Origin of the sequence: Mesorhizobium sp. M0751, assembly GCF_040320265.1 — a bacterium.
In the GTDB taxonomy this organism is placed as follows: domain Bacteria; phylum Pseudomonadota; class Alphaproteobacteria; order Rhizobiales; family Rhizobiaceae; genus Mesorhizobium.
In genome coordinates this window covers 91,929-117,918 of sequence record NZ_JAMYPH010000009.1, presented here as the reverse complement: position 1 = coordinate 117,918, position 25,990 = coordinate 91,929, and the positions used below count along the sequence as shown (strand labels likewise).

Here is a 25,990-nt window from a genome sequence, read left to right as displayed (position 1 = left end):
CCGCTAGAGCAATTCCAGGAAAAGTTGAACGGTTTTCCGTCCGGCTAGTCCAGGGCTGCTTCCGCTTGAGCGGGCGTATCGCGCCCCTGAGGTGCCAACGAACGCTCGCGCATATGCCTGACGGTCTGAAGGACACGATCGGCAAGAGATGCAAGCGCACCCTGCGCCGTGCGCGTCCCGATGACGGATTCCAGCGTAACCGCCTGCGTTGAGAATTTGTGTTTGAACGACTCTGCGCCACAGAGGAAATCGACCATGCTCAAGCCGTGATCGATCGACCACTTTACATAGTCCATCAACAGGATCACGCCCGGCGACGCCCGGCCGAAATCCGGATCGAACGTCGTCACGAAAGCCATCATGACGTCGTGCTGAACGAAGTTGATCGACACCGCGACCATCACGCCATTGCATTCGAGAACGAAGATATGCAGCACGCCGGCGCGCGCCAGCGCATCGACGAGCGCGGCGAGTACTGGCACGCCCTCTTCGAAGAGGTCAGACTCACGCATGCGCTCGGTCAGCCATTTCCGCTTCAAGGCCGCGAGGCGCTCCAGTACCGGTTGCAGCGGCTCGTCGGGCGCAAGCAGGCGAAATCTCACCTCTCCGGCTTCTTCCAGCGCTTTGATGCCGCGCCGATAGTTCTGGCGCGTCTTTTTCGACTGGTCCGCCAACCATGCCGCTCCGCTTTCCCATTGTCCGGCAACGCGATAGCTGACTTCCGTTCGGTGAAAGTGACGAAGCCTGATGCCGCCGGAAGCTCCCGGCGTGAAAATTTTGCGGGCCGCCGCATCCGGCGAGAGACGGCTGATCAAGGCAAGGTCGAAGCCACCTGCATCGCAGAGTTGGGTCCATAGCTCCTGTAGCGCCGACAACGAGCATTCCGGAGCAACGAGAATATCCCCATAGTCGGTATAGCTGCCGGCCGCCCATTCGAGAAACCGCAGCCCCCTGCGCCTGCCGATCGCCAGCGGAACGACAGCAACGAGTCTCTCGCCCTTCCAGACCAGGCCGATCCGCAACGCGCGCTGGTCACGGCGTTGTACGGTACTCCACCATGCCGAAATCCAGGCATGGCTTTGAAAGATCAGCCCGTCGGTACGATGCCAAAGCTCCATCCAAGCGGTTTCGACCGCAGCCAGGCGATCCGCCGAACGGACGATTTCCAGGCGCTCCGCGCCTAGGACGTCGATGGAAACAGCGGTGTTCATAAAGGAGAACTGTCCTGTGGCTGCGCGACCACATTGGGCCGTCTGTGAAACAGTCGCATGACATGCCTTGCCATCTTCTTGAGGGGCAGGATGTAGAGCCCAAAGAGCGACTGGTAATCGCGCACGTCGCGATCGACCAGGCCAAATTTCAGGTCTTCATCCGGCTCCGGGACAAACTGCGTTCCGAACAGGCGATCCCAGAACGAAAAAAGCAGGCCGAAATTCTTATCGTAGTGACGTGGGTCGATGCTGTGATGCACCTGGTGCCAGTGCGGACACAGGATGATGTTGTTCAACGGGCCGAACGAGATCTTGAGATGCGTATGGCGAACAAAATCCATCATCAGGATGTTGCGGATGACATAGACGTTGATGCCGAAGATAGCGACCTCTACCGGATCGAGTGCAATCAGGCTCCAGATGCCGAAGCAGATGCCCGGGATGACGCCATCCCACATACGGTTCATCAGATCGTCTAGCGGATGAACCCGGTCCTTGGTGATCCCCACCATCACTTCGGCCGAATGATGTACCTTGTGCAATTCCCACAGGAACGGGAAGCGGTGCTGGGCGACGTGGTAGAGGTAGTATGAAATATCATAGGCGACCAGCATGGTTGCGGTGAAGATGACGATCGTCACCGGTCCCGCCGGGCCGCCGAGAAGCGGCGCGTGGATGTTAAGGAGCCAGCCAATTGCCTCGCGTGTGCCATAGCCCACCGCGACGACGAAGGTGACGCCGGCAGGAATGAGCAGGAAAGGCATCATCGCTCGTTTCGTGATCCAGAACAGGGCGTCGGCTCGCGCCGACGGGTGCAGGATGACTTCCTGTGGGAAGGCGAAGTCGAAAAAGTCCCTGAGGGACTTATGTTCGGCAGTTCGCCAGTAGGCGATCACCGCGCTGCCCAGAGCGGTGAGGAGAAGCAGGCCGAGCGTGGTCAGATTGACGTTCGAAAGCTTTTCCACAATCGCTCGGACAAATTCGGAAAACATCGTTGCAGCGGCTCCTGGTCGTAAGAAGGCAGTCTGTGGTCGTAAGAAGGCGATCTGGCGAATAGCAAAGCACAAAATTCCCGCCAAACTCGCAACGCCGCCTGCAACCAGTGGCTGTTGCGAACGCAGCGGGCAAAGCAGGCTGGATGGTGCGAGACTAGCAGATCAACGGTAACGAAACCGCTAAATGTCCAAACGTAATTAATGTCGAATACGGCTGGAACTCGCCCGGCAACTCTACGTTGGCGACGGTTTTTGCCGTTGCGGCGGTTGAATTGGGGCAAGATGGATATCGATCCCGGCTTCGCCCACTTCACCGTGCCAGGCGAGGCGTTCGGCTTGCTGCCTGGTGCCAAAACGCAGCGAAACCCAACCGCCTTGGCCCGGCATGTCACCGCCGGCGCCGATATCGAGCGCAGCATCAGGAAAGCGGATGGCCAACAGTGCCTCGTCGCCGCGCAATACCGTGACCGTGTTTTCGTGCCGGTCGGCATGGAGGCCGGCGGCCAGTTGGAAGACGATCTCGGACTGGCGCCTGCCGCCAAGCAGTTGGTCGGTGATGAGGATGCCATCGGCCCGGCGCGCCAAAGTGCGCTGATGCACGACGCCGAAGCGGCTTCGATAGCCGTCATGCCGGGCGCTCAGCCTCCAGTGCATCCCCGGCTTGCTCTCCGCCAGCGCTGCGACTGCCTTGTGCGACCAGTTGAAATTTCCAGCGATGGTGCTCTGGCTCTTGCCCTCGATGTTCAGCGTGTTGTGCGCCGGTGTGGAGCGGAACCAGTCGCGCCATGCGCCTCCCGAACCGTAGAGCCAGGTGCCGGGATCGACCAGCACCGGCTCACCGTCGATGCACAGGGTGAGCGACAGCGCGTCGGCATGGCCGTGCGCCGCTATCGAGAGATAGCCGAGCGGTCCATGATCGAACGTCAGTTCGACATTGCGGCCATTCATTGCTCCGCGCCAGACGGAGAGCCCGCCTTGCGTGAATGTCTGCAAGCCATGCACCGCGGGCGTCGGGCCCGACGGCGCACCAAAGAAAAGCGAACGAAAATCGTCGGGCTCCGGCGCGTTGCCCGGCGTCCCCAGTAAGCCGTGGATGGCGGCCGCGACGGATCGGACATAGTTCGGCTCGTCGCCCAGCTTCAGCACATGGCCCTCATCGTCGTCGCCGAAGCGGGCGGCTTTCTGTGGCAGCCAGCCGACGAAATTGGCGAAGGCGCCCAGACGCGCTTCGACGGCCGAGGGAAACGGCGTTCCTGCCTGGCGTGCCGCTGCGGCGCACAGCAAGATGAGTTCGGCGCTGAAAGCTGCATAGGTCGGCGTTTGCTCGGCACCGGCGCCGTCGGCAAGAATCTGCTTGTGCGTCTCATTCAAGAGGGCGCCGCGGGCGATTTCGGATCCGGCCCCGAGCGCCAGGCCGACCAGATATTCGCCAGCCAACTCTGCGACGAGATGATTGTTGGCGGAGGAATATCGCGACGGAAACCGCGGCAGCCAATAGGCGCTTGCCGCGAGTATCTCACCGGCTTTCCGCAGCGTCGCCGGGTCAAGCCGGTCACCGACAAGGTCAAGGGTGACGATCAGGCTGATGGCTCGCAGCGCTACTTCGATGCCGGAAGCCCAGCCAATGCCTCGGAACGGCGGATTGGCGGAATGCCAGCTGCCGATTGCCGCCTCGATGGCACTCCGGGATCGATTGTCCTCGCTGAGGAGCAGATGTGCAGCCAGTACTGGCAATTGCTGCAGCCGGTTGATCTCCCAGACATATTTTATATCGCCAAGGTCGCCGCCATCGCGAAAATCAATATCGAAAGTATGAGCCTCGGGGCCAGGCCAAAGCCTGCCGGTCATCGGATCAAGACGCCAAAGCTCAGCAGGAAACAAAAGATCGGGCTCACGCTTTGGCCATGTCCGCCCGAGTGCCGAAAACCGGCCGTGAAGCATCTCTTGCGCGGCCGCCGCTATGGCTTGCCGTTGAGCGTCGGTCGCTGCCAGCGCAGCATGGCGAAATCCGGGCAGCACCGGGTGCAACTGCGGCGATGGATAGCGCTCCCACCCATCATCGCGGCGGCGCGACGCGATCCTTCGACGTTGCTCGCCCAGCCGGTGCAGCACCTCGGCCGGTCCCATGCTGCGCAATCGGTTGATGTACCAGCCGATTCTCATGCACGCCCCGTCAACGTTTCGGTCCTTGTATACCATGCCGTCGAAAAGCTGCGGGCCGGCAATCTTCTTTCCCGTTCGTTGCGGTTAATATCTCCCGCGAGCATGCGGAGGGAGCGATGCAAAAAGCGGTGTATGTTGTTGCCTGGGTGCTCGCCTTGCTTGTGGCTGCCGACGCAGCGCCCATCCCTCTCAAGCGCGGCGTTGGCGTGCATCAGTGGCTCAACTGGTCGCCGGTGGACAAAGATGGAACCTACGTTTGGCCGCCCTATCGCAGCGAAAAGGAGTGGCTTGCGGAAAGCAGGCCGCTCACCGACTGGCCGGCCGGGGAGGTGTTTGCCCACATCCGATCGATGGGCTTCGACTTCGTCCGGCTGAGCGTCGATCCCGGCCCGCTGCTTGCCAGCGGGGACGCCAAGCGGCAGCAGGCGCTGGACATACTTGCCGCCGCCGTCGAGCGGATCACGTCGACCGGCCTCAAGGTGGTTTTCGACCTGCATGGCGTCACTCAGGTTCCCGACTACAGCATGGAGATGATCTATGGCGGCGCCGACAGCGAGGGTGTCGCCCGCTATCGTCAAATGGTTGTGGCGGTCGCCGCCATGCTGGTCAAGATAGGCACCGACAAAGTCGCCCTCGAACCTTACAACGAGCCCGCATACTACCCTTGCGATGCGAGCGGCAGCGATGACTGGCAGCGGATCATGGCAGGGACCGTCCACGACATTCGAGCGGTCAGCAGCGAACTTACCATCGTTGCAACCGGCGCCTGCGGCGGCAGCATTGCCGGATTGGTCAACCTCAGCCCCAGCTTTGATGACCCAAACCTCTATTACAGCTTCCATATGTATGAGCCGCACAGCTTCACCCACCAGCGGCCCGATGACACAATCAGCTTTGCTTCGGGACTTCCCTGGCCGGCCGACAGCAGTACACCCGAAGTGGTGACCGAAACCCTTAGAGCGCGGATGGAAGCTGCCGGCTTGAGCCGGGTCGAGCAGATGATGAACATGGCCACCGCGCGCCAAGCAATCGCGAAATATTTCGAGCAGAACTGGGGCCAGAGCCAACTGGAGGCGAGCTTTCGCCAGGCTGTCGACTGGGCTGAAGGCCATGGCATTCCCAGCCGGCGGCTTTTCATGGGCGAATTCGGCGCTATCCTCATGTCCGCGGACGGCCGCATGGGCGCCTTTGAGGCCGACCGTTCGCGCTATCTCAAGGCAGTGCGCCGAGAGGCCGAACGCTTCGCGATCCCATGGTCTGTCTGGGAGTTCTCCAATCCCTATGGGATGAGCCTCATCCCGCCCGATGGTCCCCCGGTTCCCGACCCCGAGATGCTGCAGGCATTGGGCCTGCCATAGGTGCCGTCACTCGCCCTCACCAGCGAACAACCGGTCGCAACCCCTGACCGCCAGGCTCGATCGAGGAACGGCCTGGGGCAGCTTTCTCCCGGTCGGGTTGTATTGGCACGAAGTGTTTAACACATTTGTTGTACTGAAGTGAGGAATGCGCGCCTAGGGGGAACAATGTGTGGAATTGCCGGATGGATCGGTCGAAGGGCTAAAAATCCACAAGAGCGGGCCGCCAGAATGTCAAACGCATTGCGGCATCGCGGGCCCGATGCCGAAGGCACCGAGATACTGGACCTGAATACCGGCGAGCAACAATTGGCATTGGTCCATCGCCGCCTGGCGATCATTGACTTGGCGCCTGAGTCGAACCAGCCGATGCAGATTGAGGACGGTCGTCTCAAAATAACTTTCAACGGCGAGATATATAACTACATCGAGCTGCGCCAGGAACTGATCGGCCTTGGCCATCATTTTCGAACGCGCTCCGATACCGAGGTGCTGCTCCGAGCCTACGATCAGTGGCACTTGTCCATGTTCGACCGGCTGAGCGGCATGTTCGCCTTTGCACTCTGGGATGCTCAGAGGCAGGAATTGATCCTCGCCCGGGATCCCTTCGGGGAAAAGCCGCTTTACCTCATGCAAAGCGAAAAATTGCTGCTGTTTGCCTCGGAGATCAACGCATTGTTGTCGTCGCAGCAAGATGCGCAGCAACTCGATCTGGATGCTGTGCACGAGTATCTGAACTGGCGTTATGTGCCGGGACCACGCACGCTTTTTAAACAGATCCGCAAGCTCAATCCCGGAAGCTATGCCGTCTGGTCGCAAGGGGTAGTCAAGGAAACGCGCTATTATACGCCTCCGGACCAGGCGGCCCTGACCGAGCGGATCGACGAAAAAACCGCCAAGCGGCGATTTCTGGAACTGCTCGACCATTCCGTCGAGATCAGGATGCGCAGCGATGCACCTTTTGGTGCCTTTCTCTCAGGAGGGCTCGACTCCTCGGCTATCGTCGCGCTGATGGCCAGGCACAGCGCCACACCTATTCGCACGTTTTCTGTCGGGTTCGACGACGCGGCCTATAGCGAATTTGCATTCGCCCGGCGCGTTGCCGATCATTTCAAGACCGATCATTGCGAACTTGTCATCCAGCCAGGCGATCTGATGGATCACCTGCCGGCGATGGTTCGCCAACGCGGGGCACCTGTTTCGCAAAGCAGCGATATTCCAATTTACCTGATGTCGGAGCGCGCCTCCCAGGACGTCAAGATGGTGCTCAGCGGAGAAGGAGCCGACGAGATTCTCGGCGGCTATCCCAAGCATCGCGCGGAATCACTGGCCGGGATCTACCAGTCGCTTGTTCCAGCCTCGCTGCACGATAATGTCCTTTCCCCTTTGGTACGCGCCATGCCGGGCGCGTCGGCCAAGGTCGATACGTTTGCCCGCACCGCGGGCGAAAGGGACTTTGCCGCCCGGATGGTCTCCTGGTTTGGAGCCGTTTCGGCGCAGCAGGGCGCTTGCCTGATCGGTGCGTCCGCAAATCGCCGTTATGAGCGCAACGACTTTCCGTTCTCGTCAAGCGCCACGGCTTCCCATCTTCGCCGCGTGCTGTTTTTCGATCAGACATCGTGGCTGCCTGACAATCTCCTGGAACGAGGCGATCACATGATGATGGCCGGTTCGATCGAAGGGAGAATGCCGTTCCTCGATCGCGACCTAGTTTCGTTCGTCAGCAAATTGCCCGATCGCTACAGGCTGGGTTGGTTGCACAGCAAGCAGATCCTGCGCGACAGCATGGCCAATATCCTCCCGGAGGAAATTCTCAGCCGCCGCAAGGTCGGGTTCAAGGTACCGGTCGCCGAATGGTTTCGCGGCTCGATGAGGAACTACGTGCATGACCATCTTTGCTCGCCTCACTCCGTCATTCGCAGCTATCTGAGTCCGAAACAGCTTGATCAAATCGTCTCGGAACACACCACGCGTGCTGCCGACCACGAAAAGCTGATATGGGCGCTGTTGAATTTGGAGATATTCCACCGCGAATTCAGGCTCGAAGCGCCGCCGCGATCGTCGGCCTCAGCGCTTGACCGGTTGACGGCTTGACGCCGCCGACCGCCAGACATCGCAGATTGCGCCGACAAAGGGGGCGAGCTCAAGCCGTTCCCGATGCACGGCCATGGCACCGGCACCAAGCCTTGCCCGCAGTGCCGGGTTCTCGGCGAGGCGGCTCAACGCGTCCGTCAACGCTGTAACATCGCCTGGCGGCACCAGCAGCCCGGATTGCCCGTCGGTGATTATGTCTTCGACCGCGCCGACCGGGGTCGCCACCACCGCCAAACCGGCTGCCATGCCTTCGATCACCGACATCGGCAGATTTTCGGCGAAGGAGGGAAGAACCAGAATATCGGCCGACGAGATCAGCGATGCGACATCGTCAGGTCCCACCCAACCCGGAAAGGCGATCCGGTCTGCAATCCCCAGCGCGGCCGACTTTGCCCGTGCTGCCTCGACTTCGCCATCGCCGGCAATGGTCGCGCGCCAATTCTTGGCAGGGCTCATGCGGTGCAGTGCCTCCAGCAATTGCGGTACGCCCTTGCGGTCGCCGATGCGGCCCAGGAACAGGATATGCACATCGTCGCCGCCGCCGACATGCGCCAGCGACGGGACTTCGGTCGCATTGGGCACGATCACGATATTGCCGGCTGCGCCCGGCGCCCGGCTGGCGACGAAATCGCGCCAAAGCCTGCCCAAAACGATCACCCGATCGGCATGCTCGAACAGGGCTTTGATACGGCGGCTTATGAAACCGCGGTCGGCTTTCCAGAATGTCTGATACTGCGCCCCGTGCAGATGCAGGACATAAGGTATCGACAGCAGCCGTGCGCAGGCGGCGATCACCATCTTGCGGTAGGTGCTGCCGGAAACTGAGATGTTGATATGAATGACATCGGCGCGTCCAGCCAGTCGTGCTTTAAGCATCCGTAAGCAAAAGCCGAGCATATAGAAGATCGAAAGTCCGACATGCCCCGGGCCACGGCTGGCAAGGAAGCACACATCGATGTCGGCGATTTCTTGCCGTTCGAACTCCTGCTTCAACGCCCCCATGATGCGGTCGATGCCGCCTTGCCCCGAAACGCCCGACGGCGTCGCGACCAGGACATGTATTTTTCGATCGGATATGAGGCGCTGCAACATGATGGTACTCTAAATAACACAGACCGGGTAACTGCAAAGCAAACGTTCCCGATAAGGTTTACGGTAAATCTTTTAGTTCAAACTGAATCTGTTCACCCTTCGCCGTCATCGCGCTGGATTTTCCGCCAGTCGGCGGCTAGTCGAAGGTGAGTTTTCCAGGGACACGCCCTTGCTGCTCCGTTCCACGCTCATTTATGCTCCGGCGATCCTGCTGACGCGAATTTCGGCGCTGCTCCTGCTGGTCGTCGTGACGCGTTTGATCGACCAGACCGAGTACGGCCTGCTCACCCTGGTGGTGACCGTCGGTGAAATGACCGACATTGCCGTCACCAACTGGCTGCGCATCGCCTTGCTCAGGCTGGGCGGCAAGGGCGAAGTCAGCCGCGGCAGCCTGATGCTAGCCGGGCAGGTGTTGCTTGCCACGACGGCACTGGCGCTGGTCATATCGGTAGGCGCGTCTGCGGTGATCGTGCCTGAACGCTGGGTCGAGTTCGCGATCGCGGTCTGCGGCTATCTGGTCGCCGGGTCCATCAGCCGCTTCGCCTTGACAGTGCTGCAGATGCAGCAGCGCCATTCGGTCTATTCGATGCTAGAAGCCCTGCGTGCCCTGCTGCAACTCGCATTGCCGATCGGCGCCATCCTTGTCTTTCAGGATAGCTTTCTGACGGTATCGCTCGGCTCGAGCCTCGGCGCCTTGATTGCCGGCATCGTGGCGGGCACCATGGCATCGCGACGGCTCGTTACCGGTCCGCCGCGCTTCACCCACAGGGACTTCTTTGCGCTCGGTGTGCCGCTGATCGTCATGGCGCTGGTAGGCTTCGGGCTCAACAGCGCGGAGCGTCTGTTCCTCAAGATCTATTACGACGCCAGCGCTGTGGCGATCTTCGCCGCAGCCTATGCGCTGGCCCGCCAGCCGATCGACATGGTCGCCAACGCCATCAACATGGGCGCCTTTCCCGAGGTGGTCAGCCGGTTCGACGAGGATGGGCCCGCGGCGTCGGGCCGGCTGCTGTCGCAACTGATGGCGCTGATGATGCGGCTTTGCCTGCCGATTGCAGCGATGCTGGTCGCGCTCAGCAGCGATATCACCGAGCTCATGCTGCCTTCGCAATATCACGGCCGCTTCGGGCTGCTGTTTCCGATCATTGCCTTCAGCGTGCTGTGCGCCAACCTCACCAGCTTCGTCTACGGCGTCGTGGTGCACGCGCACAAGCGGCCGTGGCTGCTGATCATCGCCAATCTCTTCGGCTCGGTGGCAACAATCGCATTGTCCCTGCTGTTGATCCCCCCGATGGCCGAGATCGGCGCCGCTTTGGCGCTTGCGGGCGGCTCGGTGGTGGGCTCCATAACCTGCATCATCATCAGCGAGCGGCTCACACCGGTGCCGGTGCCGTGGCGCGACATCGGTGTTTCGGTGATCATCTCGCTCAGCACGGGGGTGGCCGCCAAGCTTGCCAGCATGGTGGCCGGCGACGTGCCGGCAATCTTCTCGCTTATCGCCGGCGGCACTGCCGGCGCTGCGGTTTTCTTCGGGCTGACCTCGTTGTTCCACCCCGTGGCAGCGACGCAATTCGTCGCGCAGCTGCGGGCGCGGCTACGGATCGCGTAAAGCGAAGTCCAGGGCCAACGCCTGTTTTGTGGGGGAATGCGAAACTATAAACCGGCGTTTCGGCGCCAGCGACGCTCCCAGAACTCCCGGCACAGCAGTCCCGCATAGGCAGTGTTCGTGTCGTAGTAGCGGCGCCACAAGCGTCGCGGCTCCTGGACGACGCGGAACAGCCACTCCAGTCCGGCTGCTTGTATCAGCTTCGGCGCACGGGCAACCTTGCCGCCATAGACGTCGAAACTGCCGCCCACGCCCATCACGAAGCTTGAGGCGAGTTCATCGCGGTAGCGTTTGAGAAAGCGTTCCTTGCGCGGTGTCGGCATGGCCACCAGCAGGCAGTCGGCATCCGAGGCGTTGATCGCCGCGACGATTCCGGCCTCGTCCTCCGGCTTGAAATAGCCGTTGCGCATTCCCGCTATACTGAGGCTCGGATGGTCCCTGGCAAGTCTCGATACAACCGCGTCGAGAACGTGCTGTTCGGCCCCCAGCAGATACGGCCTGAATCCACGCTTCGCGCAGAGGCTCAGCAGATTGATCATGATGTCGACGCCCGCCACCCGCTCGGGCAGCGCGACGCCGCACAGACGTGCACCCCAAAGCACGCCGATGCCGTCGACATTGACCACGTCCGCCCCGGCCACGTCCTCGCGCAATTCGGCATTCTGGCGCATGGTCACCAGCTTGGCGACGTTCACGACCACATGATGCAGCGGCCGTCGCAGCGTCATCGCCTCGTCGGCGATAGCCAGCGTCTCTGCCATAGTCAGCGCATGGATAGGTGCGCCAAGGAACTCCCGGCGCCGTGACGCCAACAGGGTATGCTGCGCCCATGCCGGGGCGTGCGCGTTCATGCAGCCTGCTCCCTTGCAAGCGTCACTTGTGCGACCTCTGGTTTCTTCCCTTCGATGCGGGCGTCGGGCTTGCGTGCCTTGCGCCACGTCCACAGACCCCTCGTATCGACGAGCTTCTTGTCCTTGAGCGCTTCGGGGTCGACCAGATTGAATTGCCGATGGTCGACCAGGAGGACGACGATATCGGATCTGTCGATGGCCGAAAGTGCGTCGGTGAACACGATGCCCCTGCCCTCGAGCTCATGCGGCAGCGAATTTGTGTTGGGTTCAGCCGCAATGATCTTCACATTGGGGATATCGGACAGAAGCTTCACCACCTCGACGGCCGGGCTCTCGCGCAAATCATCGATGTTGGCTTTGAAGCTGAGGCCAAGACAGGCGATCGTCTGTTTGCGGGAGGGGTCGAGCAAGGCCTCGATATCCCTGACCACCGACATGGGCCGCTCGGAATTGATCCGGCGTGCCGAAGCCATCAGCCGCGTGCTGTTGGGTGCGGCGTCGATGATAAAATATGGATCGACCGCAATGCAGTGACCGCCAACGCCCGGGCTCGGCTGGAGGATGTTCACGCGAGGGTGTCGATTGGCGAGATCGATCACTTCCCATACATTGAGCGACAGGTCCTGACACACCGCGGCAAGCTCGTTGGCAAAGGCGATGTTGACGTCGCGGAACGCGTTCTCCGTCAGTTTCACCAGCTCGGCACTTTCGGCCGTTGTCATGAACAGGTCGCCGGTGACGAAGGTCGAATAGAGTGCCGCGGTCCGTTCCGACGATTTGCGGGACAATCCGCCGATCGAGCGATCGTTGTTGATCAGCTCGGTCAGCACCTTTCCCGGCAGCACGCGCTCGGGCGAATAGGCGACCAGCACATCGGCGTCTTCGCCATGCTGGACAGGAAATTTGAGATCAGGCCGCAGCTCGGCAAGCAGCCCGGTCATGATACGCGTAGTTCCCACCGGCGATGTCGATTCCAACACCACAAGGTCTCCCCGCTTCAGCACCGGGGCGATGCTTCGTGCCGCCGCGAGCACGTAGGTCACGTCCGGCTTATGGTCGTGGGTCATCGGGGTCGGCACGGCGATGATATAGGCGTCCGCCGGCTGTGGCGTGCTGTAGGCCATGAGCTTGCCGTTCGCCACGACCTTCTGGATCAGGCCGTCGAGGTCCGGCTCGACGATGTGGATTTCACCGCGGTTGACCTTCTCGACCACCGCTCCGTTGACATCGACGCCAATGACATTGAGCCCGCGGCTGGCGAAAATGGCGCAGGTCGGCAGGCCGATATAGCCCATGCCGATTACGGAAACGGTCTTGATTTCAGCCATGATGCAGCAGTTCCTCAACAATCCGGTTACTGGCCCGGCCATCGCCATATGGGTTGTGTCGTTCCGCCATGCCGCGATAGGCAGCCTGATCGTCGAGCAGGCGATTGGCGTTGAACAGGATTTTCTCGACATCGGTGCCGACAAGACGGGCGGTGCCGGCCACGACCCCCTCGGGTCGCTCGGTATTTTCGCGCATCACCAGCACCGGCTTGCCGAGCGACGGCGCTTCTTCCTGCACGCCGCCGCTATCGGTAAGCACCAGATAGCTCTGCTTCTGCAGGTACAGGAAGGGCAGATAGTCCTGCGGCTCGACCAGATGGATGTTCGGCACGCCTTCCAGCTCTGCGTTGACCACCGAGCGCACATTGGGGTTTGGATGGACAGGGTAGACGATCTGCACGTCTCCGCGCGCCGCCAATCCCTTCAACGCCGTACAGATGCGCTGGATACCGCCGTCGAAATTCTCGCGGCGATGGCCAGTGACGAGGATCATTTTCTTGGAAGGATCGAGGAACGGGAAGCGGGCAGCGAGCTTCGCGTTCATCAGCCTGTCGGCATCGATCGCGCTTGAAAAGTGCAACAGCGTGTCGATCACCGTGTTACCGGTCACGAAGATGGTGCTTTCGGCCTTTCCTTCGGCGATGAGGTTGTCGCGAGCCTGAACGGTCGGCGCAAAATGCCAGGTGGCGATGTCGCCGGCAATCTTGCGGTTCAGTTCTTCAGGAAACGGCGAGTTGATGTTGTGGCTGCGCAATCCTGCTTCGACATGAGCGACCGGGATACGCTTGTAGAAGGCAGCCAGAGCCGCGGCCATTGCCGTGGTGGTGTCGCCCTGTACCATGACGATATCGGGCTTCGCCTTGTCCAGCACCTCGGCCATGCCCAGGAGCACGCGCGAGGTCACATCGAACAGCGACTGGCCGGGTTGCATGATGTTGAGATCGTGATGCACAGGCAGGCCGGTCAGCTCGACAACCTGGTCGACCATTTCACGATGCTGGGCGGTGATGCATATTTCGGTGATGAAGCCTGGATGAGCAAGGGCCGCACGCGCCACTGGAAAGCATTTGAGTGCCTCCGGCCTCGTGCCGAACACGATCAGCAGTTTCTGCCTGGACGGCAGTTTTGGACGTGAAAGGACGTTCATTGCTGATCCTGGTCGCCTGCAGCCTTCGGGACATGCCGACTATTGCCCGCAAGAGCCATAATAGCGCCGGGAAGCGCCTTCGTGATCTCAATTCTTAATATATGATTAATAACCAAGGCCGCGTTCTCCCGGCTTAACTCTTGTGAAAGGTTGGGCTGACAAGTGTTCTATGGCAGTAGTCTTGAAAAAGAATATATTGGATTGGCTAATATTTTAATCATCGGCCACGCCGACGCATCCCGGCGCTGGGAAAATGAGCTTCTGGCGCGGTTGAGTGTGGCTGGACATGCGGTTTCGAGTTGCCGCGCGCCGGCGCCTGAACCCAATGCGCGCATGATGGATAATGTGCTGGCGCTCGAGGGCCGGCGCTTCGGCCCCTCATTGGCGAGCCGTTCCGAGCCGTTGCCGTCCGGCGACACCGGCCCAGTCGATCTTATAGTCGATCTCACCGCTACCGCCGCACGACGGGGCACGCCTGTCCTGACGCTCGAATTTTGCGGCCACAGCAGCCTTGCCGCGGGCATGACCGAGATGCTGGCGAGCGGGCGTTTGCCAGAACTCACCGCGCGCCTCGACGGCGTTGCCGTCGCCAGGGCGCGGCCGATGATCAGCGATCGGCTCTGGCTGTCCCGAACCAGCAACGACCTGCTCGCCGGCGCCATCTCCCTGATTGCCCAATGTGTCGCCCGATTCTCCACGGGCAAACTTGCGCCGATTGCCGAGAGCCCGGCGCCGCCCCTGCAGAAAGGCGGATTTATCAGGTACTATCTGCCCTTTTTCGGCAGGGGGTTGGTCGACCGCGCCGTGCAAAAACTGCGACGTGGCCGGCGCCCCTTCTATTGGCAGGTTGCTTACCGGCTGATCGATGGTCCAGGCGTCGCCGAAACCGGACAGCTGGATGGCAAGCCCTTCACCGTGCTTGCCGATGACGGACAGCGATTCTACGCCGATCCGTTCGTTCTCGAACGCGATGGCCGCCACTATCTTTTTGTCGAGGAGTTTCCTTACGCCACCGGCCGCGGGGTGATTTCTGTCGCGGAACTTGGCACCGACGGCACTTTCGGCGTCCCGAAAATGGTGCTGGAGGAAGCGCATCACCTGTCATATCCGCAGGTGTTCGCTCACTCCGGCGAGATTTTCATGATCCCTGAAAGCGCTATGGCGCGCGAACTGGTGCTCTACCGTGCCGTGCAGTTTCCGGATCGCTGGGTACGCGATACGGTGCTGATCGCGGACAGGGACTTCAACGACGCCACGCTGCTCGAATCCGACGGCCGCTTCTGGCTGTTGGGGACTGAGCGGTTCGGTCACGGTAGCGCGTCCGACACAATGGCCGTCTATTCCGCCCCGGCATTGCGTGGGCCGTGGGCTGCGCACGCGCTCAATCCGGTCGCCGTCGATCACTCGGCCACTCGGCCTGGCGGCGCCTTTATCCGCCGGGAGGGCTCGCTGCTGCCGGTGCAAAACGGCTCGAGAGCCTATGGTGGCGGCCTCGGCTTGATGCGGCTGGATCGGCTTGACGATTTCGACGTCCGTTTTGAACTGCCCCAGCCAATCGACCCCGGGCCGGCATGGGCTCGCTCCGGCATTCACACGCTCAATCGCGCGGGCCGTGTCGAGGTCGTGGACAGCGCCGGCTGAGCGGATCCGAGGCCCGTGCTTAACGGATCTCAGTCGGCTTCAATGCAGCGACCGAAGACTGGTCCCTGTAGGCAAGCAGCAACACCACGATGATCGTCATGTCCGGCGTTTTTGACGAAAGCGCGTTGTTCGACAGCGCGGCAAGCAAGAACGTTATGGTGCCGATCCATGCGGGCAGCGGCGCCCCGCGCAGCAGCCGGAAGACAAACCAGAATATCAGCGCTGTAAACAGCAGGGCTATGGGCAGGCCGAAGAGCAAGATAATTACCACAGGCGCGCTTTCGATGTAGGGCAGATGCAGCTTCTGCCTGACGATCGCCAGCAGGTCGTCAACGTTCATGCCGAACAGGATGTCGTTCCAGCTGACCAGTCCGAATACCTGGTAAATGGTCACCCGGGCCATGAAGTTTTCGTCGAAGATGGTGTTGCTGAACCGATTCAGCAGACCGCCCGCAAACAGTACAGCTACGAGCACCGCGCCACCGGCAACGGTGAACATCAGTACGAAAAATTTGGCCTGCCGCTCGTATTTGAGCGATAGGCCTGGCCAGGGCACGAACAGTAGCAGAATGAGAATTTCCGCCGTGGCGAGCATCAGCGCAGCGCGAGCGCCTGACGCAGCGCAACCGATGAACAACAGGAAGATCGCCATCACCCGCATCCAGATGCGCCAGTGCGTCAGCGGCACGAATCCAATGCTTGTGGCGCAGAGCGCGCCCAGTGCCAGCGGATGGGACGACAGGCCAGTTGGCCTGAATTGCAGTTCGTTCAAGCCATAGGGCAACAACCGATGTTGAGTCACCGCCTCGATGGTGCCGATGACAGCGCTCAGGACCGCCATTCCAAGCACGACGTCTCCCAACGCCCGCCGCACCTCTGCATTCAATGCCAGCATCAACAGGCCTGTGGCGCCGGCCACCAGATAGGTATCGATGATGAAGCCGGAGGAGCCCGCACGGCCGGTAACGAACAGATAAGGCACCAGCGCGAACATCAGCACCGAATAGCGGATCAACGCCTTGAATATTCCAATTTCATCGCCGTGCAGCAGAAACGGTCGGCTGAAAAGAACGATAGGAAGCAGCAGGATGATCGCATAGGTGCCGAAATGCAGCTTTTCGTAGAACGAGCCTCCCTGGGCCGTATAGTCGACGACCATGTTCATCACCTGCGGCGACACCGTAAAGCGAAGCAGGAGCGCGAACGCCGCGCACAGGAAAAACAGCAGCGACAGCGCGTTCTGACGGCGCGCTCGACTGGACAACACTCGTTCCGAAGCGGCAGCGGGATAGCTCATGGCCCATCCAAATGGCGATATTCGAACGGCATTCTGGGCAACGAAATCCCTTCAACGTCCGCCGGACGGACGGGGTGTATGAACAGTAAAATGGGCCAACTTGGAAAATAAGATGTTAACGATGTTTCTGTAGAGCAGGCCAAGCGTAATGATTTAACAAGGGTTGTCACCATGTCTGCCGGTTCCGGCACACCCCCTATCTCCGCGACGGCTTCCAATAACAGTGCATTCGAGCGTATCGCCAATGCACGGCGCAGGGCATTGCTGCAACAGCATGGCCCAGTCGCGGCGCTAAGCTCCGCGCCGGTGACGCCGCAACCTCCAGAGCCTGTCGCGACTGTGACCCTGGACAAGATCGGCGATTTCCTCGAGCTCGATTTTCGACGCCTGTTCGTCTGGCTGCGGGCCGGCCTCGCCCTGGCCTTCATGCTGGCGGTAATCGGGGGCATTGTCGGTGGCGCGTATGCATTGCTGAGCAAGCAGCGTTACACCGTCACGACCGAGGTTCTCATCAACCCATCCAATTTGCAGGTTGTGGAAAACGACCTCTACTCGCAACCGGGCCAGGTTGATAGCCAACTGCTCAGCACGCGCAGCAAGCAGCGCATCCTGACCTCGGGCAACGTGCTTTCCCGTGTGGTGGACGAACTGAATCTGACTCACGATCCGGAGTTTTTCGATCCGGACCGGAGCACATCCTCATCTGGCGCTGTGGCGAAGCCCGACCCGAGGCTTATCGCCTTGAAGAACCTGGCGGACCGGGTAGACGCGATCGCGGACCCGACATCGTTTGTCACAACCCTCTCGGTATCTGCGGAAACCACCGCCAAGGCGATCCTGATCTCGCAGGCCATAGTCAAAAACTTCCAGGAAGAACTGGCCAAGGCCGAAGCTGCCGGCGCCAGCCGTGCCGCGGCTGCCCTTGACAGCCGGCTTGGCCAACTCAAGAGCGACGTGCAGACTGCCGAAGAGAAGGTCGAGAGCTACAGGCGCAGCCACAACCTGTCGTCCAGCAACGGCCAGCTCGTCAGTTCGCAGACGCTGACGCAGCTCAATGGCGAAATCGTCGATGCGCAATCGCGCGTGATCGCCGCGCAGGCAAGCTACGACGCCCTGGTTGCCTCCGGTATAAATGGGGCCAATCCCGACCCCACGGTTTCGGAAGCGCTCGCGGCGCTGCGCGACAGGTCAAACAGCCTGCGGCAGCAGATCGATTCACAGTCGATGACCTTCGGTCCTCGCCATCCGACGATTGTCAGGCTCAGGACGGAACTCGAGACCGTCAACTCGCAACTCCGGGCCGAGTTCTCCCGCACCGTTGGCACGGCAAAGGCCAGCCTGGACAAGGCCAGGGCCTCGTTGGCTTCTCTCAACGCCAGGATGAACGATCTGAAGAGCAATGTTTTCACCGACAGCGAGTCCGAAGTGGCCCTGCGTGAACTTGAACGCGATGCCGCCTCCAAGAGAGCCGTCTATGAGAGCTTCCTGTCACGTGCGCGCCAAATCAGCGAGCGCGAGCAGATCGACACCACAAACGTACAGGTGATTTCGACCGCGGTGCCGCCACCAGGGCGCTCATGGCCACCGCGCCCTGCCCTGGTGGCAGGCGCAGGAGCGTTCGCAGGCTTTGCCCTGGGCATGCTGCTGGCCATCGGCATGGGCATCATCCGCGACATGCGCCGGCCGCCGAACCGATCAGGCCTTGCCGCCAGCCGAGCCTGAAGCACAGGGCATGGCGAAGCGCGTCGTTTTCCACATCGCCAGCCTGAGGGGCGGCGGCGCCGAACGTGTCTTCGTCCTGATGGCAAATGAAATGGCGTCGCGTGGCCACGAGGTCACGCTTTTTACCTGGAATGCGGAAGGGCCTAACGCCGCGCTGCGCTCCGCCGCCGTGCATCTGGTCGACTTCGGCCTTCTCTTGCGCGGCGAGGGTTACGCCAAGTCGGCGACGCTGAAAGGCATCGTGCGAAGCGCAAATTTGTTCCGCCACCTTGACCCTGATGCGGTCTATAGCGCCCCGGAATTCGCCAATCTGGTGATGGCGCTGTCACTCATGCTGGCCAGAAGCCGGGCAAAATTCTTTCCAAGCTTCCACGCCGCCGCCTCGCTGCCTGCCAGCGGCCTCGGCGCGAGGCTGGCGATCTGGCTTTCCGCGCTGGTTGCAGCGCGTACAACCAAAGCCATCGCCGTTTCGGCGGGTGTCGGCCGTGACATCATCGCCCGCGGCTTCCCCGAATCCAAGGTCGTCGTCATCAACAACCCGCTGCCGCCGGCTGAATCACCGCAGGGGATTTCCTATGCCTGGCAGGCAGCGTTGGCGGCAATGGGCGATGGCCCGGTCATCGCCACCGCCGGGCGCCTGGTGCCGGTCAAGGACCACCGGACTTTGCTGCAGGCCTTCGCTGCCCTGCGCGTCGGCCGCCCTGCTCGGCTTGTCATCTTCGGCGAAGGTCCGCTGGCTGCCGAATTGCGCGCCTATGCCGAAGAGACCGGCATTGGCCAGGACGTACTCTTTGCCGGCTACGTCAACGATCCCCCAGCCTGTTACGCCGCGGCCGATCTGTTCGTTCTGTCATCGACCAGCGAGGGCTTCGGCAATGTGCTGGTCGAGGCGATGGCCGCCGGTGTTCCCGTAATCTCCACCGATGCTCCGCATGGCCCGCGCGAAATACTCGGTGACGGCCGCTTCGGCACCTTGGTGCCGGTCGGTGACGCCGCGGCCATGGCGAAGGCGATGGCCGAGATGCTGGACCACCCCACCCCTGCTGCGGTGCTGAAAAACAGGGCGGCGGATTTCACAGTCGACAAGATCGGCGATCGATACGAAGCGTTGCTCTGATTGTCACGCACGGCCAGCAGATCGCGGTTGGATCGATCGACGTGGTCGGGCTTTGATTGCCGTAATCTCTTCACGGGCTGGGGCGCGACGAATTCATCGTGAGGCGTTCCCTCGTTCCTTGAGTTGTTGGGCGAGGAAATCCTTGACCGAATCGAGAACCGCGTCCCGTTCATGAGATACGCCTGGCAGCAAATCGAAGCGCACGCGCGCACCCGCTGCCTCGAACGATCGACACAATGCCATGAGGCGTTCCGGCCGTGTTAGCCCCGCATCGTTGGCGCCCGGCATCCAATGGGTGCTGCCTTGGACATGAGTGATTTCCCAAGTCTCCAGGTCAGCGTCGCCGACGATCATCTGGAAAGGCACTTTTGCCAGCGCTGCGGCATCGAAGGTGACGCCGAACTTCTCCGGCAGATCGCGAATGCCCACCCACCAGTCATGCGTCGGATCGAGCAAGGTCACCGAGCCTGGCGCGCCGATTGAGGCCGCCCAGAGCCTGTCGGGATGCAGGATAGCAAAACGATGCGTGAAATGCCCGCCTCCGGAAAATCCGAACATGGCAAAGCGGCTCCAATCCTGACTGTATTTGGCACTGACCTCCTCAATCATGGCGAGCAGCACCTGATCGTAGCGTATGTTGCCCTCGAGCACATATTTGTACCCGCTGCGGGCATCATCGCCGAGAACGCCGATGGGAAACAGCGGACACAAAACGGCGCAGCCGTTCCAGCGTCCGAACTCGGAAAACGCGTCGCGGAATCCAAGAAAAGAGGTGCGGCCGGTGCCATGGATGGCGGCCATCAGATCGACTTTGGCGCCTTCCCCAACCGCGGGAGGCACATACAGGCAATAGTGAAAGCGCGGGTCTGATTTGGAAGCAAAGATGGCGGTCGCGCCAAGGTCATAGGTAGCGCGACCGCGATCCGCGACAGGCCCCCTGGCAACGCTTGTCAAATCGATAACTCCTTAATAGGCGCGGCGTTCCGGCAACAATATACCGGTCGGCCGACCTCGTGAACTGGAGACGCCTCCAGGCAGCCACGAGGACCTCGTCGTGCATCGGAAGCAGGGCGCCCGGCGGGACGATCGGAGGCAAAAAGAATGCCTCCGCCAACGCCTCGGGAAGCCGCCATTAACTTTTCGTTAACCATGCCGGGCTAGCCTTAACCAATCAGTAAGGACTCGCCTCTGTGACCTGCGTCGCTCCCATCCAAAACAAGTCCATACGCTTTCGAGCGCGCTCGTTTGTAGCCTTCACCCTCACCCCTGAGGCCCCGCTAGGGGAATGGCTGCAAAGCCTCGATCACTGGACCGAAAACTCTCCCGGCTTCTTTGCCGGCCGTCCGGTCGTGCTCGATCTGAGTATGCTCAAGCCCGAAGTGGGCGAGATGCGGGATCTGGTCTTACAGCTCGCGGAGCGCGGGATTCGCATTTACGCGATCGAGGCCGATGGCAATGTTGCTCTCGATGCCGATCTGCCGCCGCTCCTCGTTGGCGCCAAGGAGGCCACCGCTGATGCGCTTTACGTGCAGCCTGACCCGAAGGCCGCCGCTGAGGCCAAGACGGAAGAGCCGCAGGCGCCGAACTCATTGATGATCAAGGCACCGATCCGCTCCGGCCAGTCGATCTTTCACCCAGATGGCGATGTGGTCATTGTCGGCTCCGTCAGTTCCGGATCCGAGATCGTCGCCGGAGGATCGATCCACGTCTACGGCACGCTGCGTGGACGTGCGTTCGCCGGCGCTACGGGAAATTCCGCGGCTCGTATCTTTTGCCGGAAAAACGAAGCCGAACTTCTGGCGGTGGACGGCTGGTACCGCACCGCCGAGGAAATGGACGCCTCCTCGCGAGGAAGGCCGGTACAGGCCTTTCTCGAGGACGGCGCGCTTTGCGTCGCACCGCTCAACTAACAACATTGGAGGCACAAATATGGGCAAGGTAGTGGTTGTCACATCCGGCAAAGGGGGTGTCGGCAAGACGACCTCGACGGCCGCTCTCGGCGCCGCGGTCGCGAAAACCGGCAAGCGGGTGGCCCTCGTCGATTTCGACGTCGGCCTGCGCAACCTCGATCTGATCATGGGTGCCGAGCGGCGGGTTGTTTTCGATATCGTCAACGTCATTCAGGGAACCGCCAAGCTCTCGCAGGCGCTGATCCGTGACAAACGACTCGAAACGCTGTTCCTGCTGCCGGCCTCGCAAACGCGCGACAAGGATGCCCTCACCGAGGACGGCGTCGCCGATGTCATCGACAAGCTGCGATCGGTTTTCGACTACGTCTTCTGCGATAGCCCGGCCGGCATAGAGCGGGGCGCGCAACTTGCCATGCGCTTTGCCGACGAGGCGGTAATCGTCACCAACCCGGAAGTGAGCTCGGTCCGCGATTCCGATCGCATTATCGGCCTGCTCGACTCCAGGACGATGAAGGCCGAGCAAGGTGAATCGATTGCCAAACACGTCCTCGTCACGCGCTATGATGCAGCGCGCGCGGCCCGCGGCGAGATGCTGAGCATCGATGACGTGCTCGAGATCCTGTCGACGCCTCTGCTGGGAATAATTCCCGAGAGTCAGGACGTGCTGCGCGCATCCAATGTGGGCGCGCCGGTTACGCTCAGCGAAAACACCAACCCCGCCGCACGCGCCTATATCGACGCGGCAAGAAGACTCGAGGGCGAGAACTTGCCGGTCGTTCTGCCGTTCGAGCGGAGGGGCCTTCTCGACCGGCTGTTGGGAAGGAGGGCGGCATGAACCTGCTCGATATCTTCAAGCGCCGCGGCAGCGCGCCGGTGGCGCGCGAGCGCTTGCAACTGCTGTTGGCTTACGAGCGTCGAAGCCGCAACCAGCCCGATCTCGTCTCCGTGTTGCGCGAGGAGATCATGGCGGTGATCGCCCGGCATGTTCAGGTCGATCAGGATTTCCTGCAGGTGAGCATGGATCACGGCGAAACGACGTCGAGATTGGAGATCGACATCCAGATCCCCAACAAGGTCGCAATGCCCATGGCCGCGGCGTTCTAACGACTCGCCAGTCAGGGCTCGCGTCGGTTGCGGCGCCGAGGTTGGCGTGTTTGACCCGGTCGCCACCGGCAAGTCACGCAACTCGAGGATAATAACCATTTCCTCACCAAAACCCCGCGGCCGTTTCCAGCCGCGGGGCGCCTTGGGAGGGGCCTTTCGAAACCCATGGTCAAATGTTGGCGAGCAATTCGTTGACGCGGCTTTCCATGTCGGCAAGGGCGGTGTCGACGTCCTTCTGGCCACTGATTGCTGCACTCATCTCTTCGCCGATGATGTCCTGGATCGCAAACTGACGCTGTACGGCGGACGGCAGCGGCTTGCCGAGATCGGCGACCGCAGAGATCGTGCCGCGATGCGGCAGGGCCTTGAAGGCGTCCGAGGTGATGACCGCCTTGTAGGCCGGCAGGTGGCCGGTGCGCGACCATTCGAAGTCGTTGTCGGCGAAGAACTTCAGGAATTTGCCGATGGCCGCGATCTGTTCAGGCGTGCGGTCTTTCTGCGAAACGGCCCAGGTGTGGCCGTCGGCATATTGCGCGTGGGTGCCGCCAAACAGCTGCGGATACGGATAGACCGCATAGCCGCCCTTGTTGAGCGCCGTCCCCTTGGTCTCGGACTGGGCGTTGTAGTCGCCCACCACCCAGGTGCCGTTGAGGTGGACGCCACCCTCGCCGGCAAGGAAGGCGTTGATCGAGCCGCCATAGTCGAGATCCTTGGTGGTGTAACCCTTCTCGAAGATCGCCTTGTACATCTCGACTACCTTCTTGGCTTCCGGCGTATTCAACTTCACATGTTTCGGATCGGCGAAGAAATCGGAATCCTGCTGGAAAAGATAGGTGTAGAGGTTGCGTGTGTAGAGTGCAGTCTCATTGGCCAGGTTTTGGACGAAATAAGGCTTGCCCGTCTTCTGCTTGAACTGTTCGGCCTGGGCGAGCAGTTCCTCGGGCGACTTTGGAAAGACCGGCGTGCCGTCGGCATTGACGAGGCCGGCTTGTTTGAAAAGATCCATGTTGACGTGATAGAGCATCGTCCAGCTGTCGATCGGCAGGCCGTAGATCTTGCCGTCTTTGGTGGCGCCATTGCGCGCCGCGTCGGTGAAGGCGTCGGGTGTCACGCCGACCGACTTCAAGAGATCGTCGAGCGGCATCAACAGGCCCTTCGACTGATAATCCGACAGTACGGATTCATGGATCGTGACGATGTCCGGAGCGTCGCCTGAAGCGAACTGCGCGGTCAGCTGATCATAGCCGGGCCATTCCACGGTGGTGACGTTGACGTGGACATCGGGATTGTCGGCGTTGAACTTGTTGATCAGCGAGGTGATGATGCCGCATTCGCCAACGGCCTTGGTGGGATCGGTGTTGGTGCCGAAATCGGCATCGCAGGCGCCGAAAAAGCGCTGCACGCTCAGTTCCGTGGCGGCGAAGCTTGGAGCTGCGAGCATCATTGCGCCCGCAGAAACTGCGGCAAACAGTATTTTCTTCAGTTTCATATCAGTTCCTCCTACTGAGTTTCCGCCGCTCCACCCTGGATTGGCTTTCGTGCTTCAATCGCTACGCATTCCCCCCGGCCGTCAGGCAGTCTTCGTTATCTCACCGCAGCACCGGAGACCGCCGTGACGATGTATTTCTGGAAGAACAGGTAGACGATCAGGATCGGTGCACCGGCGAACACCGCCTGCGCCATCAGGAAGCCGATGCCTTCGGACTGGGCGAAGTTGGTCTGGGTCGAGGCCATGCCCACCGTCAGCGTGAACATGTCCTTCCTCGTCGCCGAAATCAGCGGCCAGAAGTAGTCGTTCCAGGCGCCGAGAAAGGTGAAGATGCCGAGCGTCGCCTGCGCAGGCAGCGTGAGCGGCAGAAGCACCTTCCAGAAAATCCTGAGCCGGCTGGCGTTATCGAGCATGGCGGCTTCGTCCAGCTCCTTCGGGATGGCCTTGAAATACTGGGTCATCAAGAAGACGCCGAACGGAGCCGAAAGGCCCGGCAGGATGAGCCCTTGATAGGTGTTGTGGAATTTCAGCATGCTGAAGATCTGGTGACGGGCGACGAGCACGGCCTGCTCCGGGACCGCCAGGCCGAACAGCACAATCACGAACAGCACGTCTCGGCCGGGGAAATTCAGCCGTGCAAAGCCGTAGCCGGCGAGCGACGACAGGATCAACGTGCCGAGCGTCAATCCGCCCGAGACGATGATGCTGTTGCGCACCCAGATGAACACCGACGAGGTGCCGACGGTATTGATGTAGTTCTTCAGCGTATAAGGCGCGTGAAACACCGAATTCGGATCGGCCATCAGCTCGGCATTGTCCTTGAGCGACAGGCCGATGACCCATAGAACCGGCGCGATCATGACGATCGAAAGCAGGATGACGAGGGCTAATAGCACGTGGTCGCCAAATGCCCGTCCCTTGATGGAAGTGGCTCGAGCGCTCATGCCTGGTCTCCCCTGCTGCGTGTCACCAGGTACTGGGCCATGGCCGCGATCAGTATGAGGATGAACAGGATTTCCGATGCAGCGGCACCCAGGCCGAGATCCCAGCGACGGAATGCGGTATCGTAGATGTAGAGCACGATCGGCTTGGTCAGGTTGTTCGGACCGCCGCGCGTCATCAGCCAGGCCTGGCCGAACAGCTGAAATTGCAGCACGATCTGGATGATGATCACCAGGATGAAGGTCCGCTTGATCGACGGCAGCGTGATCGAGCGTAGCGTCTGCCAGCGATTCGCATTGTCCAGCGCTGCCGCCTCGTAAATGTCCTGCGGAATCTGCTGGAGCGCCGAGAGAAAGAGCATCATCGGCAGGCCGATGCACCACCAGATGGTGGCAATGGCGATGCCGATCATCGCCAGGCTGGGATCGGAAATGAAGGCCGGTGCGGTCGCGCCGAACCATCCATAGATCGTCGACAACAGGCCGACATTCGGAATGAAGACGATGCGCCAGATCAGCGTGACGATGGTGACCGACAGCACCGAGGAGGAAAAGAACAGCGTCCGCAAAACCGCGGCAGTGCGCGTGCGGCGGTTGAGGCAAAGCGCCAGGAAAAGGCCGATCAGCGCCAGCGTCGGAACCGTCAGAAGCACGAAATAGAAGGTGTTCCAGATCGATTGCAGGAAGACCTTGTCGTGATACAGCCTGGCATAATTGCCGAGACCGACAAAATTTCCGGACGAGAACGTGTCGGCCTTGTGGAAGCTCAGCCACATCCCCCAGAGCAGCGGGAAGAGCAGCAGCGTGGTGAAGAAAAACAAGAATGGCGCAACGAAAATGACGTTTCGCCATTGCGGCGCATAGATGTCGGCAGTAGGGGCTCTGACGCCGACAGCAAGCGTCGCGGTCGGGGACATCGCCAGCCGG

Annotated in this window: 21 protein-coding genes; 9 read left to right on the top strand and 12 right to left on the bottom strand. The window is 61.0% G+C overall.

Translation table 11 applies throughout. The features are described from left to right. Nucleotides 1–44: 44 nt before the first annotated feature. From NKI19_RS16105 to NKI19_RS16095, 3 genes are all read right to left on the bottom strand, one after another. Nucleotides 45–1,211 carry a GNAT family N-acetyltransferase gene (locus NKI19_RS16105; protein ID WP_352489850.1) on the bottom strand — a complete coding sequence of 389 codons (1,167 nt, stop codon included), beginning with the start codon at nt 1,209–1,211 and terminating at the stop codon, nt 45–47. Beyond that, nucleotides 1,208–2,203 carry a sterol desaturase family protein gene (locus NKI19_RS16100; protein WP_352489849.1) on the bottom strand — a complete coding sequence of 332 codons (996 nt, stop codon included), beginning with the start codon at nt 2,201–2,203 and terminating at the stop codon, nt 1,208–1,210. The genes NKI19_RS16105 and NKI19_RS16100 overlap by 4 nt, the downstream gene beginning before the upstream one ends. A gap of 237 nt (nt 2,204–2,440) precedes the next feature. Further along, nucleotides 2,441–4,369, bottom strand: coding sequence for a heparinase II/III family protein (locus tag NKI19_RS16095; RefSeq protein WP_352489848.1), 1,929 nt, complete (start codon nt 4,367–4,369; stop codon nt 2,441–2,443). 116 nt (nt 4,370–4,485) lie between these two features. Here NKI19_RS16095 and NKI19_RS16090 point away from each other — a divergent pair, with 116 nt between their 5' ends. Both NKI19_RS16090 and asnB read left to right on the top strand, forming a co-directional pair. Further along, nucleotides 4,486–5,727, top strand: a complete 1,242-nt coding sequence (locus NKI19_RS16090) for a glycoside hydrolase family 5 protein (RefSeq protein ID WP_352489846.1) — start codon at nt 4,486–4,488, stop codon at nt 5,725–5,727. A gap of 165 nt (nt 5,728–5,892) precedes the next feature. Beyond that, complete coding sequence (gene asnB, locus NKI19_RS16085; RefSeq protein ID WP_352565390.1) at nt 5,893–7,818, top strand: asparagine synthase (glutamine-hydrolyzing); 1,926 nt, start codon at nt 5,893–5,895, stop codon at nt 7,816–7,818. On the opposite strand, the gene NKI19_RS16080 is transcribed toward asnB, so the two are convergent. Beyond that, entirely contained in the window at nt 7,792–8,910 is a 1,119-nt protein-coding gene (locus tag NKI19_RS16080) for a glycosyltransferase family 4 protein (protein ID WP_352489844.1), read from the bottom strand. The two genes, asnB and NKI19_RS16080, sit on opposite strands and share 27 nt — an antisense overlap. 169 nt (nt 8,911–9,079) lie before the next feature. Between NKI19_RS16080 and NKI19_RS16075 the strand changes: the two genes are divergently transcribed. Beyond that, entirely contained in the window at nt 9,080–10,519 is a 1,440-nt protein-coding gene (locus NKI19_RS16075; RefSeq protein ID WP_352489843.1) for a lipopolysaccharide biosynthesis protein, read from the top strand. 44 nt (nt 10,520–10,563) lie between these two features. On the opposite strand, the gene NKI19_RS16070 is transcribed toward NKI19_RS16075, so the two are convergent. Genes NKI19_RS16070 through wecB form a run of 3 tightly spaced genes read right to left on the bottom strand, consistent with a single transcriptional unit; the run spans nt 10,564 to nt 13,842 of the window. Further along, nucleotides 10,564–11,367, bottom strand: a complete 804-nt coding sequence (locus NKI19_RS16070; RefSeq protein WP_352489842.1) for a WecB/TagA/CpsF family glycosyltransferase — start codon at nt 11,365–11,367, stop codon at nt 10,564–10,566. Then, nucleotides 11,364–12,695, bottom strand: a complete 1,332-nt coding sequence (gene wecC / locus NKI19_RS16065) for a UDP-N-acetyl-D-mannosamine dehydrogenase (protein ID WP_352489841.1) — start codon at nt 12,693–12,695, stop codon at nt 11,364–11,366. The genes NKI19_RS16070 and wecC overlap by 4 nt, the downstream gene beginning before the upstream one ends. After that, a complete protein-coding gene (gene wecB / locus NKI19_RS16060; RefSeq protein WP_352489840.1) occupies nt 12,688–13,842 on the bottom strand; it encodes a non-hydrolyzing UDP-N-acetylglucosamine 2-epimerase in 1,155 nt (384 codons plus the stop codon). Before wecB ends, wecC begins: the two co-directional genes overlap by 8 nt. Before the next feature lie 201 nt (nt 13,843–14,043). Here wecB and NKI19_RS16055 point away from each other — a divergent pair, with 201 nt between their 5' ends. Continuing rightward, complete coding sequence (locus tag NKI19_RS16055; RefSeq protein WP_352489839.1) at nt 14,044–15,483, top strand: glucosamine inositolphosphorylceramide transferase family protein; 1,440 nt, start codon at nt 14,044–14,046, stop codon at nt 15,481–15,483. A 19-nt stretch (nt 15,484–15,502) separates the two neighbouring features. Here the strand turns inward: NKI19_RS16055 and NKI19_RS16050 are convergent, their stop codons facing one another. Further along, nucleotides 15,503–16,780, bottom strand: a complete 1,278-nt coding sequence (locus NKI19_RS16050) for a VpsF family polysaccharide biosynthesis protein (protein ID WP_352489838.1) — start codon at nt 16,778–16,780, stop codon at nt 15,503–15,505. Nucleotides 16,781–16,951: 171 nt separating this feature from the next. On the opposite strand from NKI19_RS16050, the gene NKI19_RS16045 reads away from it, so the two are divergent. Next, nucleotides 16,952–18,502 (top strand): GumC family protein, encoded by a 1,551-nt coding sequence (locus tag NKI19_RS16045; RefSeq protein WP_352489837.1) that lies wholly within the window; start codon nt 16,952–16,954, stop codon nt 18,500–18,502. A gap of 10 nt (nt 18,503–18,512) precedes the next feature. Next, nucleotides 18,513–19,619 (top strand): glycosyltransferase, encoded by a 1,107-nt coding sequence (locus tag NKI19_RS16040; protein WP_352489836.1) that lies wholly within the window; start codon nt 18,513–18,515, stop codon nt 19,617–19,619. Between the two features lie 93 nt (nt 19,620–19,712). On the opposite strand, the gene NKI19_RS16035 is transcribed toward NKI19_RS16040, so the two are convergent. Beyond that, complete coding sequence (locus tag NKI19_RS16035; RefSeq protein ID WP_352489835.1) at nt 19,713–20,573, bottom strand: alpha/beta hydrolase; 861 nt, start codon at nt 20,571–20,573, stop codon at nt 19,713–19,715. A gap of 236 nt (nt 20,574–20,809) precedes the next feature. Between NKI19_RS16035 and minC the strand changes: the two genes are divergently transcribed. From minC to minE, 3 genes are read left to right on the top strand one after another with little or no spacing between them, the layout of a single operon-like run. After that, nucleotides 20,810–21,529: a septum site-determining protein MinC gene (gene minC, locus NKI19_RS16030; protein ID WP_352489834.1), complete on the top strand. Its 720-nt coding sequence runs from the start codon at nt 20,810–20,812 to the stop codon at nt 21,527–21,529. 19 nt (nt 21,530–21,548) lie between these two features. Continuing rightward, entirely contained in the window at nt 21,549–22,364 is an 816-nt protein-coding gene (gene minD / locus NKI19_RS16025; protein ID WP_352489833.1) for a septum site-determining protein MinD, read from the top strand. Continuing rightward, on the top strand, nt 22,361–22,633 hold the full coding sequence (gene minE / locus NKI19_RS16020) for a cell division topological specificity factor MinE (RefSeq protein ID WP_023677151.1): 273 nt from the start codon (nt 22,361–22,363) through the stop codon (nt 22,631–22,633). Before minD ends, minE begins: the two co-directional genes overlap by 4 nt. A gap of 169 nt (nt 22,634–22,802) precedes the next feature. On the opposite strand, the gene NKI19_RS16015 is transcribed toward minE, so the two are convergent. From NKI19_RS16015 to NKI19_RS16005, 3 genes are all read right to left on the bottom strand, one after another. Continuing rightward, nucleotides 22,803–24,122: an ABC transporter substrate-binding protein gene (locus NKI19_RS16015; RefSeq protein ID WP_352565392.1), complete on the bottom strand. Its 1,320-nt coding sequence runs from the start codon at nt 24,120–24,122 to the stop codon at nt 22,803–22,805. Between the two features lie 95 nt (nt 24,123–24,217). Beyond that, nucleotides 24,218–25,066 carry a carbohydrate ABC transporter permease gene (locus NKI19_RS16010; protein ID WP_352565393.1) on the bottom strand — a complete coding sequence of 283 codons (849 nt, stop codon included), beginning with the start codon at nt 25,064–25,066 and terminating at the stop codon, nt 24,218–24,220. Further along, nucleotides 25,063–25,980 carry a carbohydrate ABC transporter permease gene (locus NKI19_RS16005; protein WP_352490101.1) on the bottom strand — a complete coding sequence of 306 codons (918 nt, stop codon included), beginning with the start codon at nt 25,978–25,980 and terminating at the stop codon, nt 25,063–25,065. Before NKI19_RS16005 ends, NKI19_RS16010 begins: the two co-directional genes overlap by 4 nt. Between the last annotated feature and the right edge of the window lie 10 nt (nt 25,981–25,990).